14 protein-coding genes are annotated in these 15,516 nt (G+C 34.0%); 3 read left to right on the forward strand and 11 right to left on the reverse strand.

Annotated elements, in window-relative coordinates; all coding sequences use genetic code 11:
* Nucleotides 1-107: 107 nt before the first annotated feature.
* From LPB88_RS19450 to LPB88_RS19465, 4 genes are all read right to left on the reverse strand, one after another.
* Nucleotides 108-1,352, reverse strand: coding sequence for an efflux RND transporter periplasmic adaptor subunit (locus tag LPB88_RS19450; protein WP_230717343.1), 1,245 nt, complete (start codon nucleotides 1,350-1,352; stop codon nucleotides 108-110).
* 1 nt (nucleotide 1,353) lies between these two features.
* Nucleotides 1,354-2,550, reverse strand: coding sequence for a TolC family protein (locus tag LPB88_RS19455; protein WP_230717344.1), 1,197 nt, complete (start codon nucleotides 2,548-2,550; stop codon nucleotides 1,354-1,356).
* 288 nt (nucleotides 2,551-2,838) lie between these two features.
* The gene (locus tag LPB88_RS19460; RefSeq protein WP_370635884.1) at nucleotides 2,839-5,958 is read right to left on the reverse strand and encodes an efflux RND transporter permease subunit; all 3,120 of its coding nucleotides are present in this window, start codon (nucleotides 5,956-5,958) and stop codon (nucleotides 2,839-2,841) included.
* Nucleotides 5,959-6,067: 109 nt separating this feature from the next.
* A complete protein-coding gene (locus LPB88_RS19465; protein WP_230717346.1) occupies nucleotides 6,068-6,391 on the reverse strand; it encodes a DUF6660 family protein in 324 nt (107 codons plus the stop codon).
* A 320-nt stretch (nucleotides 6,392-6,711) separates the two neighbouring features.
* Here LPB88_RS19465 and LPB88_RS19470 point away from each other — a divergent pair, with 320 nt between their 5' ends.
* Both LPB88_RS19470 and LPB88_RS19475 read left to right on the forward strand, forming a co-directional pair.
* Nucleotides 6,712-7,830 carry a hypothetical protein gene (locus LPB88_RS19470; protein WP_230717347.1) on the forward strand — a complete coding sequence of 373 codons (1,119 nt, stop codon included), beginning with the start codon at nucleotides 6,712-6,714 and terminating at the stop codon, nucleotides 7,828-7,830.
* A gap of 10 nt (nucleotides 7,831-7,840) precedes the next feature.
* Complete coding sequence (locus tag LPB88_RS19475; RefSeq protein WP_230717348.1) at nucleotides 7,841-8,608, forward strand: porin family protein; 768 nt, start codon at nucleotides 7,841-7,843, stop codon at nucleotides 8,606-8,608.
* A gap of 1,788 nt (nucleotides 8,609-10,396) precedes the next feature.
* Here LPB88_RS19475 and LPB88_RS19480 read toward each other — a convergent pair.
* The 6 genes from LPB88_RS19480 to LPB88_RS19505 form a co-directional block, all read right to left on the reverse strand.
* The gene (locus tag LPB88_RS19480) at nucleotides 10,397-10,918 is read right to left on the reverse strand and encodes a GNAT family N-acetyltransferase (protein ID WP_230717349.1); all 522 of its coding nucleotides are present in this window, start codon (nucleotides 10,916-10,918) and stop codon (nucleotides 10,397-10,399) included.
* 16 nt (nucleotides 10,919-10,934) lie between these two features.
* Nucleotides 10,935-11,303 (reverse strand): hypothetical protein, encoded by a 369-nt coding sequence (locus LPB88_RS19485; RefSeq protein ID WP_230717350.1) that lies wholly within the window; start codon nucleotides 11,301-11,303, stop codon nucleotides 10,935-10,937.
* A 137-nt stretch (nucleotides 11,304-11,440) separates the two neighbouring features.
* A complete protein-coding gene (locus tag LPB88_RS19490; RefSeq protein ID WP_230717351.1) occupies nucleotides 11,441-11,596 on the reverse strand; it encodes a hypothetical protein in 156 nt (51 codons plus the stop codon).
* Nucleotides 11,597-11,606: 10 nt separating this feature from the next.
* A complete protein-coding gene (locus LPB88_RS19495) occupies nucleotides 11,607-12,191 on the reverse strand; it encodes a hypothetical protein (protein WP_230717352.1) in 585 nt (194 codons plus the stop codon).
* Between the two features lie 40 nt (nucleotides 12,192-12,231).
* Nucleotides 12,232-12,501 carry a hypothetical protein gene (locus LPB88_RS19500; RefSeq protein ID WP_230717353.1) on the reverse strand — a complete coding sequence of 90 codons (270 nt, stop codon included), beginning with the start codon at nucleotides 12,499-12,501 and terminating at the stop codon, nucleotides 12,232-12,234.
* Between the two features lie 39 nt (nucleotides 12,502-12,540).
* A complete protein-coding gene (locus tag LPB88_RS19505; protein ID WP_230717354.1) occupies nucleotides 12,541-13,245 on the reverse strand; it encodes a hypothetical protein in 705 nt (234 codons plus the stop codon).
* Between the two features lie 176 nt (nucleotides 13,246-13,421).
* Between LPB88_RS19505 and LPB88_RS19510 the strand changes: the two genes are divergently transcribed.
* Entirely contained in the window at nucleotides 13,422-14,009 is a 588-nt protein-coding gene (locus LPB88_RS19510) for a DUF4142 domain-containing protein (RefSeq protein WP_230717355.1), read from the forward strand.
* A 124-nt stretch (nucleotides 14,010-14,133) separates the two neighbouring features.
* On the opposite strand, the gene LPB88_RS19515 is transcribed toward LPB88_RS19510, so the two are convergent.
* Nucleotides 14,134-15,186, reverse strand: coding sequence for an NAD(P)-dependent alcohol dehydrogenase (locus LPB88_RS19515; RefSeq protein ID WP_230717356.1), 1,053 nt, complete (start codon nucleotides 15,184-15,186; stop codon nucleotides 14,134-14,136).
* Nucleotides 15,187-15,516 lie beyond the last annotated feature (330 nt).

Genomic DNA, 15,516 nt, shown 5'->3' on the forward strand with positions numbered 1-15,516 from the left:
TTTTTTAAGTTTTAAAAGATTAAAAACTTTGCGACTCTGCGACTTTGCGAGCAAATTTAACCACATTTCAGAACTTGAAACCTGAAACAAACAAAACCTGAAACTTTTTAATGATCATGTTCTCCCCCGCCCTTCAATGCCGAGAGTAAATAAAAAGCCCCTTTAGTAACAATTTTAGCGTCTGCATCAATTTTATCTACAAACTTCACTTCAGTAAAACCTAGATCTGTCGTTCCTGGAATCACTTCAATCGCTTTAAAATGAATTTCCTTTTCATGTGGTGTTCCTTTTTCTCCTTCTTTTTCTTCGTGTTTCTCTGCATGTTCATCTTCTTCAACAAAAACAAAATACTTATCTGCATTTTTAACCACAGCGTCTTTTGGTAAAGCCGGAACTGTCGTATTGGTAATGTTGATATTCGCCGAAACATACATTCCCGGAATCAGTCCTTTTGCATCTTCCGATTCAATTTTGGCGTGGACAGCAACGGTTTTACTTTCGTTAGAAAAAGATTTATTGATTCCGAAAATCTTTCCTTTTATCGATTTGTTTGATTGATTTGTAAGCACGAAATCAATTACCTGCCCAACCGAAATTGAGCCTAAATCTTTCTCATAAACATTCAGGTCTAAGTGCATCTGGCTATTGTCTACAACTTCAAACAATACAACTCCGGTTTGTGCATAGGCTCCTTTTGCTATTTTTATATTCCCCACATAACCGCTGATTGGCGCCACAATTGGAACTAGTGAAGTACTTCCTTTTGTACTTACATGCAATGCTTCTAATTTGTTTTTTGCGGCTTGTGCTCTGGCTCTTTCGGCTGCTAATTTTGCTTTTACTTCCTGAAAAACTTTCCTCGGATTTACATTTTCATCGCTCAATGTTTTCTGGCGATTGTATTCTAATTGCAAATATTCGATATTGGCTGTAGCCGAATGATATTCTTCCTGCATTTCGATAACTTCCAGATTCTGAATCGTAGCCAAAACTTTTCCTTTGTTGACAAAAGTGCCTTCCAGAACAAAAATATCCTTAACTGTTCCTCCTATCAAAGTCGAAACTTCGGCAGAATTTTGTGGCGGAACTGTCGTGTAACCGTTGGCTTTTATGACTTTGTTCAGATTTCTGTTTTCTACAACTCCAGTTTCGATTCCTACTGTTTTATATTGAGATTCGGTTAATTCAACTTCTGTTTGCGCTTTTTCTTCTTCCGGCGCTTCTTCTGTTTTTTTCTCATTACATGAAGTAAAAACTATGCTATACGCAATAAGCAATAAGCTATAAGCTAATTTTCTTTGCGAACTTTGCGATAAAATCTTTGCGAACTTTGCGGTTAAATTTATTTTCATTTTAATTGTTTTTGATAGTTGGAAATTGAAGTTCGATAGCACTTTGATTGTAGTTATGAGTCGCCTCTGTATATTGTTTTTTAATATCAATTGCCTGATTTAAAAAACTGATGTACGACCAATAACTCATATCGCCATTGACATAACTTTTTTGCGCTGTGTTAATAATCTGATCTGCATATTGCAAACCTTCTTTTTGATAATAATCTAGTGCTTTTTGCTGCTTATCAAAATTGTTTTGCAATTCTTGTTTTTGCAGATTCAGCGTTAGTTTATTTTTATCTAAAGCTAATTGTGATTGCGAAATACTAATTTCAGAAGCTTTGGCTTTCGCCGAATTTACGCCGCCAAACAACGGAATTTGCAATCCTGCCGTAAAACCCTGAAACAAAGATTCGGTGTTGATGGTTTGTGCAAAATAGCCCAATCCAAGTTTTGGAGTTCGCATCGCTTTGTACGTATTGGTTTCTTTTTGATATACCGAAATCTGCTGTTGGTAAAAATCAGTTATTAAACCTTCTGCTTTCGAATTTCCTTCTTCTTTCAAAATTGCATATTGTAATGAAGTTTTATCATCAGGAACAATGTTTTCATCCGTCTGAATAAAAAATTGCAATTGCTTTTGATAAATCACCAAATCATATTCTAATTGTGCCTTTTGGGTTTCAATCTCTTTTACTTTCGCTTTAGCACTAATAACTTCAATGTTTCCACTTTCTCCGGTTTTAAAACGAAGCTCTGCATTCTTTAGAAATTTGGTATAAATATCATTCAATTCCGAGTTTAATTTCTGAATCGAAACACCATACAAATATTGGTAATACGATAATATTACGGCTTTTTCTATTTCGTAAGAAGACAACGCTTTTCGTCTTTCGGCCAGTTTTACCAGTTCTTCCTGCAATTGTCGATTGGCTTTGGTAATATTCCCTATTGGAAAAAACTGCTGAATCGAAACGTTGTGATCAAAATCGGCGCTATTGAATTGTCCGCCCTGATATTGCACTTGCAACGGTTCTGGCTGAAATGCGGTCTTTTTTAGAACCGTTTGTTTTTCAATTTCTTTATCAGCGATTTTTAAATCTATGTTGTTTGATTTTGCAAGTTCTATTGCTTTTTCTAAAGTTACCTTTTCTTGTGCCGATGTTAATGTGGTTACTAATAGGAACGCTATTAACCACAAAGTTTTATTTGCCAATAGCAGCTTATTTAACCGCAAAGTTCGCAAAGGAAGATTCGCAAAGTTCACAAAGGTTTTTGTGTATATTATATTTTTTGAATTCATTTTTTTAATGTTTTAATTTCTTTGCCTTGATTTTTTGTTTCTCGCAGATTTTGCAGATTTAGGAGATTCTTTTATTTATTTTCTAATAAATCTGCTCAATCTCCCACCCGAGCGATAGCGAACTGGCGAAGCAAATCTGCGAGAAAAATCATTTTGCTCAAAGTAGTTATTGTCTAATTATCAAATTTTCTCATTATCTAATTATTCTTTGCGGTTAACTCCTCGTTCCAATAACAAATACAGAATTGGCAAAACGATTAACGTCAATAAAGTTGCCGATACTAATCCGCCAATAACTACAGTTGCGAGAGGCTTTTGAACTTCTGCTCCACCGCTTGTCGATAATGCCATTGGCAAAAATCCAAGTGAAGCTACGGCTGCGGTCATTAAAACGGGACGTAATCTGGTTTTAGTTCCAATTAAAACTCGTTGCAGCGGATCTAATATTCCTTCTGTTTTCAATTGATTGAAATACGAAATCAATACGATTCCATTTAAAACTGCAATTCCGAATAAGGCAATAAAACCAATTCCTGCGGAAATACTAAACGGCATTCCACGCATCCAAAGCGCAAAGACACCACCAATTGCCGATAACGGAATGGCTGTAAAAATCAATCCTGCCTGTTTGAAACTTTTAAAAGTGAAATAAAGCAAAACCAATATTAATCCCAAAGCGATTGGCAACGCTACCGAAAGTCGTTCGGTGGCTTCAATCAGGTTTTGAAACTGTCCGCCGTATGTTACATAATACCCGGGAGGAAGTTTGTAATTCTTATCTAATTTTTGCTGAATTTCCTCGACAACGCTTTTAATATCACGGCCACGAACATTTAGCCCAACAGTAATTCTACGTTTACCGTCTTCGCGGGTTACTTGCACCGGACCTTGTTCATAATCAACAGTTGCGACTTGCGAAAGCGGTACTTGCTGTCCGTTTGGCAACGGAATAAACAAATTGCTTACATCTGTAATATCTGCGCGATAGTCCTGATTCATTCGCACGACAACATCAAATCTTTTGCTTTCGTCGTAGATTTTACCGGCACTTTCGCCTGCAAATGACGAACGGATAATTTGATTGATATCAGAGATATTCAATCCGTATAAAGCGATTTTATTATAATCGTATTTAATCGTTATTTGAGGTAATCCCGTTACTTTATCGGCTTTTAAGTCGCCAATTCCTTCGATGTTTTTAATTTTCGAAATTAATTCATTTGCTTTAGCATCCAGAATATCTAAATCATCACCAAAAATCTTAATCGCAATATCGCTGCGGCTTCCGGTCATTAATTCGTTAAAACGCATTTGTATAGGCTGCGAAATCTCAATATTGGCACCTGGAATCACTTCCATTTCTTCTTTCATGGCATTCGCCAAATCTTCCCAATTATGGTATTTTCCGGTCCATTCTTTTTTGTCTTTCAAAACAATAATCAAATCGCCGCTTTCAATAGGCATTGGATCGGTTGGGATTTCTCCACTTCCAATTTTGGTTACGATAGTTTTTATTTCAGGGAATTTGGCTTTTAAAATCTGTTCATATTTTGTGGTGGTTTCTACCATCTGCGTAAGCGAACTTCCGGTCATAATTGTGGCATTTATAGCCAAATCGCCTTCTTCGATAGTTGGGATAAATTCTCCTCCCATATTATTAAAGACGATTAACCCAAGCGCAAATAAACCTAATGAGAGTCCTAAAACAATCTTTTTAAATTGTAATGCTTTTTCGAGAAACGGCGTATAAATTGACTCTAACCAAGTCATCATTCGATCACTGAAATTCTCTTTATGTTCTGTGTTTTTAGACAAGAACAAAGCACTCATCATAGGAACATAAGTCAGCGAAAGTATAAATGCTCCTGCAACTGCAAAACCAACGGTCATCGCCATAGGTTTGAACATTTTTCCTTCTGTTCCTACTAAAGCCAGAATTGGTAAATACACGATCAGGATAATAATTTCGCCAAAAGCGGCACTATTTCTAATTTTTGAAGCCGAGTTGTAGACTTCGATATCCATTTCGCTTTGCGATAATTCTTTCTTTCTTCTCAGTTTTTGCAGATGATGCATTGTGGCTTCAACAATAATCACGGCTCCGTCAACAATGATTCCAAAGTCGATTGCTCCTAAACTCATCAGGTTTCCACTTACGCCAAAGGCATTCATCAAAATAACCGCAAAAAGCATTGCTAACGGAATCACAGACGCTACGATTAAACCAGCGCGAAGATTCCCCAGAAATAAAATCAGGACAAAAATCACGATCAGTGCTCCTTCTAATAAGTTTTTTGTTATTGTTCCTATTGCATTATCTACTAGTTTTCCTCTGTCAATAAAAGCTTCGGCAACAACACCTTCTGGCAGGCTTTTGTTAATCTGAATCATTTTTTCATGAATTCTGTTAACTACTGCACTGGAATTTTCTCCCTTTAACATCAAAACTAATCCGGACACGATTTCACCTTTGCCGTCTTTGGTTGATGCTCCGTAACGTAAAGCAACGCCTTCACGAACTTCGGCAACATCACGAACTAAAACCGGAGAACCATTGCGGTTTTTCACTACAACATTTCCTAAGTCTGTGATTCCTTTTGCCATTCCTACACCACGAATGAAATAAGCTAACTTATCTTTTTCGATATAAGCACCACCAGTGTTTTGGTTGTTTTTTTCAAGTGCCTCAAAAATTTCAGTAATTGTAACACCCAAACTATTTAGTGTATTTGGGTTTACGGCAATTTCATATTGTTTTAGTTTTCCGCCCCAGGCACTAACTTCTGCAACGCCTTTAACGCCCTGCAATTGCGGAATTATAATCCAATCCTGAATGGTTCTTAATTTTACCGCATCATATTTGTCTTCATAGCCTTTTTTGGCATAAACATCATATTGGTAAATTTCGCCTAAACCGGTTGTAATTGGCGCCAATTCTGGCGAACCGGCATAAGCAGGAATATTTTCTTCGGCTTGTTTTAAACGCTGGAATATTTGTTCTCTGGCCCAGTAAATATCAACATCGTCGTCAAAAACAACGGTAACAACTGATAATCCAAAACGAGAAATACTACGGAGTTCGATAATATCCGGGACTGTTTTTACAGCTTGTTCCAGCGGATATGTAATTAATTGCTCCACTTCCTGACTTGCCAATGTTGGCGCAGTTGTAATAATCTGTACCTGATTATTGGTCACATCCGGCAAGGCGTCAAGTGGCAATTTTTTAAGCGAATAGCTTCCCCAAGCTATTAAAATAAGGGTAAATAGTAGTATAACGAATTTGTTCTTTATACTAAACTGTATGATTTTATCTAACATTTTAATGGTATAATGATGTGAGAAATCAGGCAAAGTGCTGCCTATTTTAATACTGCGGAAAATCCACAATTCTCTAACCCAAATCCCGAAACGTCGGGACGGGCAATCATTATGCTATTTGAGGGGGTTGCCAAATACTTCCGTAGAAACTGGAAGCAAAAACAGAATTATAACTTGGTAATTGAATTGAAATAATTGAAGTAAGGACAGGGAAATCAAAACTTGCAGTAGTTTGATAACTCAAAATCTGTGCACCACAACAATTGCAAGCGCAAAATGGTGAACATAAATCATTGTCTTTATCGTGCGAATGATTTGCTTCTGATGAAAACTGGGCAGTTTTATGAGCAGCACTATTTACTTCCATATCTGCACAGGGCATATTTGAAAGTGCCATTAAATAAACTGATAATATAATTGTTATCCATTTCACGGCACAAAAATACTATTTATTTCGATTCAAAAACTTAAAAATTTAGAAATGATGTTCCTCAAAAAGAATAAATGCCTTACAAATCCAATTGAAAATTTTTCGCAAAAAATGTGCACTTTCTCGAAAATTATTGCAACTGGTAAGAAAATTTATTTAACTTTAACACTAATTAACATATAATACAAAAACAAAATACCTATCCATTTTTAATCCAATTTATTGAAATACAAAAGATAAGAAGACATTTCTTTAAGAATACATTAGTACATATTTTTTTTACGCAGTTCTATTTTAAATAATTTTATAATACTACAAAATCAATGAAATGTAATACACTAATATTAGCCTTATTATTCTTTAGCATGCCGATTTTTGCACAGGTTTACACCGATAAAATCGTAGGGCAAAAAAATCAGCTTCTTAAAGATAGTCTTAAAATCGAAAACTACCCTTATGCTTTGCCTATCTGGGGAGAAAAAGTGGCCCAAAAAGGATATAACTTACCTTACTCTGCAGGACTTTCTGTAAATTATTTTTGGCAGGATTCTGAGATTATCATCAATGACTTAGAAGTAGGTTTTAATAATGGTCCTATGTATAATTTGGACGAAATTGTTCGTTTTGATAAATCTTCTGTAGAAGCAGGAGCTTTAACGATCAGACCTGATATTTGGCTGCTTCCCTTTTTGAATGTGTACGGGATTTTTGGAAAAGCAAATACTGCAACCAAAATCAATGCTGGAATTTGGGTTCCTGATGCTGATAATAATTGGTCGCAAGTTGCTAGTTTTAGCACTAAAGCAAATTTTAATGCCACTACATTCGGACTCGGTTTAACGCCAACCATAGGTATTGGAGGCGGCTGGTTTGCCCTCGATATGAATATGTCCTGGACCGATATAAGCTCTTTAGACAAACCTGCGTTTTCTTATATTTTTGGGCCTAGACTGGGTAAAACTTTTAAATTGAATAAACCCGAAAGAAATATTGCGCTTTGGGTTGGTGGTTTTAGAGTTCATATTTCCGGAGATACCAACGGAAACATTGCAATGTCTGACGTATTTGATTTAAGCAATGCTCAGGAAAAAGTCGACGAAGGATTGACAAAAGTAACCGACAATCAAACTAAAGTAGACAATTGGTGGAATGGATTAACGCCCGCACAACAAGCAAATCCAATAAATGTTGCCAAACATAATACTGCAAACCGGGCACTCGAAAAAGCCGGAACATTCTTAACATCTTTAGACGGTGCTTTGAGTACAGCTAGTGATTCATCTGTTCAATATTCGCTTCAAAAAGCACCAAAAGACATGTGGAACTTCCTGATAGGAACTCAATTTCAATACAATAAACATATTATGTTTCGTGCAGAAGTTGGTTTCTTAGGCAGCCGTACACAAGTTTTAGGTGGTCTTCAGTATCGTTTTGGACTTTAAACCCAATTATATGAAAAAAGGTTTATTATTGCTTATCACATTGCTTTGCTTTGCTCCTGCTCAATCACAAGTTTTAATTTCCTTGATTTTTGGAGACAAACTTAATTCTCCATTTTTAGAATTCGGTTTAGAAGGCGGTGTCAATTTCTCTACGATTTCCGGTTTGGATACTTCCGGCACTGAACCCGGATTTAATCTTGGTTTTTATTTTGATATTAGATCTAAAAAAAATCCGGCATGGATGATCAATACAGGTGTTATTGTAAAATCGCCAATGGGAGCGCACGGTTTACCGGTGTATTCCTTAAACGATGAAAATCTGGATAGTACGTTTGCCGGAGGAAGTGTTAATCGCGAAATCCGCTATTTTAACGTTCCGATTTTAATTAAATACCAATTCAAAAACAGAATTTACCTCAAAACCGGGCCTCAATTTGGTTTATTAGCCAAGGCTTTTGACCAATTCAAGAAAGAATACGATAAAGATGATGTGGTTTATAAAAAGAATATCAGAGATCAAATACGTGTTATTGATGCAGGAATTGCACTTGGCGCAGGTTATCACATGAATGTTGGAAACGGTTTGAATTTTACGGTTCAATATTACTACGGATTGGTGCCCGTAATGAAAGGCGACGGTCCAAATGTTTACAACAGATCTTTGTATATAACGGCAGGAATCCCAATTGGAAAAGGAAAAGCAGCGCAAAAAAGGGCTGAAAAAGAAGCTGAACTTAATAAAGTAATCCTGCCGGAAGATGAAACTCCTAAAAAATAAGTTTTACGTATAACTATAAATTAGTTTTAACAGACAGAAACATCGTATTTTAGCTTTAATAAAGGCGTTTTACTTATTTAAACGCACATAACGAGCTTCGTGTTAGATTTTTTTATGACCCGAGCGAAGTAAAACAGATGCGATAATTACACCCAACGTGTTAAATAATGCCCTAAATCTAATCAGAGACGGAAAAACTTAGATCAACACATACTTTGTGTCACAACAAATAAAAAACAGCTCTAAGGAGCTGTTTTTTATTTGTATTAATTTAAAGAAGCCATTAAGCGCTTATTAACTAACTTTTTTTCGATTGAATCAGCTAACTAGTACCAATGGTATTTTTCTTTAAAATGTTACGTCAAATAGCTTCATCTTGCTAATCTAATGCATGGATCGCTTTCAGCAAATTTCTGCACGAAATACTTTTGATTTCCTTTATTGATCTTTCATTTTAATAAACACTTTTGGACTACAAAATTCACTCTTAATTACATCGCAGGATTTGCCACAAAAATCATTTTGCATCTTAACTTCTTTGTGACAAAAGGAACCAAGAGTCAAATGTTTTTTTGACGAAAAACAGCAATCTCTAAAAATATTCGGTTCCGAAATGAATGCTAACAATGAAAAAGTAAATCAACGAATAACTTTTCAAAAGCACACCGTTTGTAGTTTTGATTGTCTGCATAAATAAGAGTTTACACTGATTTTAAAATAAAAGTAAACATTTAAATAAAACTTATTAAAGCCACTGATAATCAACACTAAACATGTTTTTATTATTTAAAATAAGAATGAATTATTATTTTAAATTTGCTAACAAATTAGAACAAACTCATCTGAACAAATTTCTCTAACCGAATGTTTAGACAATTTCGAGAAAGAAACAAAAGTCCTACTTGCAATCCAGAGCTTTTTTAAGTCAAATTTTTCAGCATTAAAATTAAAACAAATCAATTCAATAACATAAATTATTAGTTTATATAAAACAAACTAATACTAACATAATAACATATTTATATAATAAATAAAATATAATATTTCAAATAAAAAAAATCTAAAAACCCTCTGAACGGATTTTTAAGAAAGCAAAGTCAAAAATCACATCAGAAACACAAAAGATAGAATTAAAAAAGGCCAAAACTATAATTTTATACATCCAAATAATTGCAAAATCGGCACAAGAGAACTAAAAAAATCACAGAGAAATCGAGCATCAAAAATTCGCTTACTTCTAGGGAGTATTGCCGCAAAATTTACTGTTTTTTACCAAAAAATTTCCATAACTTCACATTATAGCATTAATCTAAACAACTTAAAAAGAATACTTTTAAAACTTTATATAAAGTAATTAATTAACATCTTAAAAATCTAAGTACTTTTTTATTTTTTCACTTTTTATGTCTCTAATTTTAATAATTGGCGCAAAAAAACTCCCCTATTATCTTTCAACTCCTTGATACTTTTTGAGTCTAAATATTCCGAATAAAATTTATAAGGGTAAAAAATCATATTTCTCGAAGGTTTTTCATTTTTAAAAATTCATTTGCGATACAACCCCTATCCTTTTTTATTTTTCCAATATTAATCTCCTGGCACAAAATTTATCGTAGAAATTAATCTTGAAACAGAAACCGATTGAGCATATTCTACTTCAAAAAGGACTACAAAAACAGCATTAAAATTTCACAATTAACCCTTGCTTCCATCTTTAAAATTAAGGCATAAAAAATCCCAATTCTTTCGGAATTGGGATTCGTAATTCTATTTGTGTAAACAATATTTTTAACTTTCGTATGAAGGAAACAAATAAGCAAAAACATCAAAATCGGCATTATTAAACTTAAAGCTGCTTACTTTTTTAATTCCCATTTTTTCATGCGCTCTTAAAGAAGCTTCGTTATCGCTTTTAATAAATAAGATTCCTTCTCGATTGGGTTCCTTTTGCAAAAGCTCTCTAAACATCAATTGCGCTAAACCTTTTCCGCGTTGTGTATTACTAACGCATACAGGCCCGTAAATGTACGAATCAGCATTACCGGTATACGAAGTAAACATCGCGTCTACAATCGCCACATTTCGCCTTTTATTTACATCTTGAGAAGTCGTCAATAAAAACCCAACAACCTCATCATCTACAATAGCGACAATTTGAGGCATATCGCTCATCATTTCCTGAATTTGCTCCGGCGTAAGTTCAGCTGATAAACTTCCGCCCTGAGCGATTTGATTTTCTTTCTGAAGCTTTACAATTCCTGGCAAATCTGCTGGTGTGGCTGTTTTTATGATTGTGTTTGATGTGTTCATTGCGAAGATGATTTTTTTAATTAAACCTTGCAACCGTAAAAGAAATAAATAACATTCCTGTTACGAGGATTATAAAATAAAGGAATTTCTTAATGTCTTCAAAATTTCGTCCTTCTTTCAATATTAATGTTCTGAAACTCTTTGAAATCAAGGCTGAAATTGAACTTAAAAAAACAAATCCAAGTGCAATATTGGCTCCAATTCCTATCGAAAAGCCTTTTTCTTGCGGATTAGTAAAAATTGGAATGAAAGACCACAATAAAAGTAGGTTCCAAATCAGTACAAAAAATATAACTGCTGATTTTTTGATCGGAAAACTGCCTTGCCCCTGTTTCTTTATAATTTCTAAATCGGCTTCGCTTAAAATGCTATTTGTATTACTCAAAAAACCTGTTTTTTCAATTTCTTTAAGTACAAAACTTGGATCTTTAAAAGTCCAAAATATTACTTCTGAACTATAATTTTCGATTCTATGAATGATTTTAATTCCGTTTCCTATAACAGGAATTGATCTATAAGGTTTTAATTCGAAATATCTTTCGCCTGAAAAATTAGATTCCCCACAATCGAAGCGTCTATTTTTAAAACATTCTTATCAACATCTAGTTTCGCAAAAGGATAACTTGCATTTGCTCTTCCAATTCGTGCGCCTCCGGTTAAGGTAAATCTTTCGTTCATGTTTTTTTTGTTAATGGCAGTAGTCTCTAAGTTTAATAGTTTTTAGTGCAATTATAAATTGTTTCTCTGTTTTCTCTTTCAAATTTCGCCCATAAAATGACATACTCACTTTATTATATTCTTTTGTACTTCCTTCTAAGCTATCAATAAAAAGTCCGGTTGTTCCAAGCTCTTTATTTGTGGGAGTAATTAATTTTGCATTAAAACAATCTATTTTCTGCATAACAAATTTCTGCTTTAGATATTTCTTATAGTCAATATCACCTGACAATGAATCTACAACTAGATATTTTGCTTTTTTCAAGCGTCCTTTTTGTTCTTTACTTAATTCGTCATAACCTTTTTTGTCATAAACCAATGGAAAATCATTTTTCATTACATCCCCGGAATACCCACCAATATCAAAAATCAAAGTGTCTTTTTGATCCGTAACTATTCCTCCAACATAACTATCTGTTCCTCTAATTATAATTTTATTCCAATTTTGAGGAACCGTCATTTCAAAACTTATAAAATCAATAGTTTTGAATTTTGATTTTGGCGTGCAGGAAATTATTAAAGTAGAAAATAGAATAAGGTAAATTGTATATTTCATTTAAGGCTTTATTGGTTCATATTTAGTTTTATGTTTCAAATTATACCCCAATATCATCAATTGAATCTTCAGTTTGAGGATTAGTTCTTATTAATTTCAAACTTCTTTTAAACATAAATCTGATTAATAAAATAACTAAAACAATCATAAACAAACAGCCCAAAGTATACCCTATTCCTTCTGATGTATTTTTATTAATTTCTCTTATACAATCAAAAACAGTTTTAAAACAAGTAATAAGTAGAACAAACGACAATATGACTGCTACTATCATTAAGCAAATTCCACCGATTTTTTTAAGTATTTTCATAAATTTTTAATTCTCTTTTAAATTAATTTGTAGCCTTATTTAAGCAACCGAAGTTTCTTCAATTTTATCAATAACCCATTTTTCCCCTCGTTTCTTAATGTAGATTCTAAAACCGTTTCCGCAATGTCTTCCACAAGAAAACCCACCGTCTAAGACTCCAAACTTTTTGTCTTTATCAAATTGTATTCTTGTAAAAAAGACAGCACCGGAAAAAACAAAATCATATTTCTTTCTCCAAAATTCGTATTTATCTTTTGGAAATTCAGAAATGTTTCTAAGTTCAAATCTATGTTTAATTGGAATATTTTTGAAATCTATTATATTGGTAGAATCTCCTTCTACAATTGGATAAAAAGATTTAGCGCCTTTAAAATACTGTTCTAAGTATCCTTTTAAATCTTCATTACTCTTCTCAATTTCGGGATTGAATGCTATAATTATTTTCGAAGTATCTTTTTCAATTTCTCCCTGATTACGCTTCCATTCTTCTATTTTTTGTTTTTGTTCTTCAGTGCCTTTTGTTGAGTCAATGCTGATAATATGTCCCTCTAAGTCACAATTTTCTTGTCCATAAATAGGAGGTTTACTAAACGTTATTCTTGAATCATAACAAGTAGAATCAATCAAACTTGGAAAAATTTCGGTCATTACATTTTTTTCGAATTCTAAATCACTAATCTTCTTTTGACAACTCACAAAGAGAAGTATCATAATAAGTAAAGGCAATTGTAATGGTTTTATCATAACTCGTAATTGGTTTGAAAATCGGTTTTCCTGTGCTAATATAAAACTATTTCTATTACAAAATAACCTACAATAAAAGCATAATATCCAAATCCTGTAACATTATCTAAAAATGCTGTAAGACATTCTTTTACAATCTCGATAATTTTACATTATAACATTTAAACTATAAAATCATGAAAAGAATACTAATAGCCGGAAAAGCAATTTTGGGAGCAGGACTAATTATACTATTTCTGAATTCTTGTAAAAATGAAACTAAACAAGAAGATCCCAAAGAAGTTGCTGAAGACACAAACGAAGCCAAATTTGACTCTATTGCGGAGAAAAAAGATGATTCGGAATTTTTAGTAGATATCGCAGAAGTGAATCTTGCTGAAATCGAAATCGGAAAACTGGCACAAACAAAAAGTACCAATCCTGAGGTGAAGAAATTTGGAAAAATGCTCGTTGATGAACATACCAAATCGGCTTCTGAAGTTAGTGCTTTGGCAAAAGCCAAAAACTTCACTTTACCTACTTCGATTACCGAAGATGGAAAAGAGGAATACAACAAACTAAATGAAAAATCTGGTCTTGATTTTGATAAAAAGTTCGCTGATATGATGATCGACGGACACGAAAAAGCGATTAAAGAATTGACTAAAGCTTCTGAAGAAGCCAAAGATCAAGATGTAAAGCTTTGGGCGTCAAATAACATTTCGGCTCTTACGGCTCATTTAGAGCACGCCAAAATGTTGAAACAGGATTTGGATAAAAAATAATCCTTTTATAGGTTCTAAGGTACTAAGTTGCTAAGTCTCTAAGTTTTTTTTTAGCTTAGAGACTTAGCTTTTTTTATGTTCCAAGTTTTTTTATACTTAGAAACTTAGAACCTTAGTAACTTAGCTACTTTAGGGAAGCCATATCAATTACAAAACGGTACTTAATATCTCCTTTTAGTAATCTTTCGTAAGCGTTATTTACATCGTTAACACCAATTATTTCGATGTCGGCAGTGATGTTGTGTTCTGCACAGAAGTCCAGCATTTCCTGAGTTTCTGCGATTCCGCCAATAGCTGATCCTGCAAAACTTCTTCTTCCTAATAAAAGACTAAATGAAGTTACAGGAAGTGGTTCCATAGGCGCGCCAACCAAAGTTAGCGTTCCGTCTACTTTTAGTAAATTCAAATACGAATCGATATTATGTTCTGCCGATACGCAATCTAAGATAAAGTTCAATGTTTTGGCATATTTAGCCATTTGCTCCGGATCTGTAGATAAAACTACCTCATCTGCTCCAAGACGTTTTGCATCTTCGGTTTTAGACAATGAAGTTGTAAAAACTACCACATGAGCACCCATTGCTTTTGCCAATTTGATTCCCATATGTCCTAAACCACCAATACCAACGATTCCTACTTTTTGTCCAGGACCAACTTTCCAGTGTTTTAGTGGAGAATAAGTAGTGATTCCGGCGCAAAGTAATGGTGCAACTCCGGCAAGATCCAGTTTATCTGAAATATGTAATACATAATTTTCATCGACTGTAATACTTTGGGAATATCCTCCAAATGTTTGTCCGCCTAAATGTTTGTCTGGAGAATTGAATGTTAAGATGCTTCCTTCATCACAAAATTGCTCTAAATCATTTTTGCAATGCTCACATTCTCTACAAGAATCTACCATACATCCTACTCCTGCAAGATCGCCAACTTTGAAATGTTTTACGTGATCTCCAACTTTTGTTACTCGACCAACAATTTCGTGTCCGGGAACTATTGGATAAACGGTTCCATGCCACTCGTTTCTGGCTGAATGCAAATCTGAATGGCAGATTCCGCAATATAAAATTTCTATTTCTACATCGTGCGCCAGTACTGTTCTACGCTTGATGTCTAAGGTTTGTAACGGGGCTTCAGCAGCTTCTGTACCAAAGGCTTTTATGTTTTTTGTTTCCATGAAAATGTTTGTTTTAAGTTTTTTTGTTTCAGTTTGAATGTGGCACGAAGGCACTAAGACGCTAAGTTTTCTTTGTCTTGGTTTGTTTTTTGTTTCTCGCTGATTCTGCTGATTTTTGTTTCTCACAAAAACGTAAAGTTTTTTTGTTTCTCGCAGATTGAGCAGATTGAGCAGATTTTTTTCCTTTGCTTTCTGTGGAATATGTTGCCAATCTTTGTCGAGCTACTCGCGGAGATCCCTCGTTCCTCGGGATGACAAAAATGAGCAGACTAATTTTGAATTGAAATCATTAAATTGAAATTCAATATTAATCAAGTTTCAGAATTATCT

The organism is Flavobacterium sp. JAS (genome assembly GCF_020991455.1).
Lineage (GTDB): Bacteria > Bacteroidota > Bacteroidia > Flavobacteriales > Flavobacteriaceae > Flavobacterium.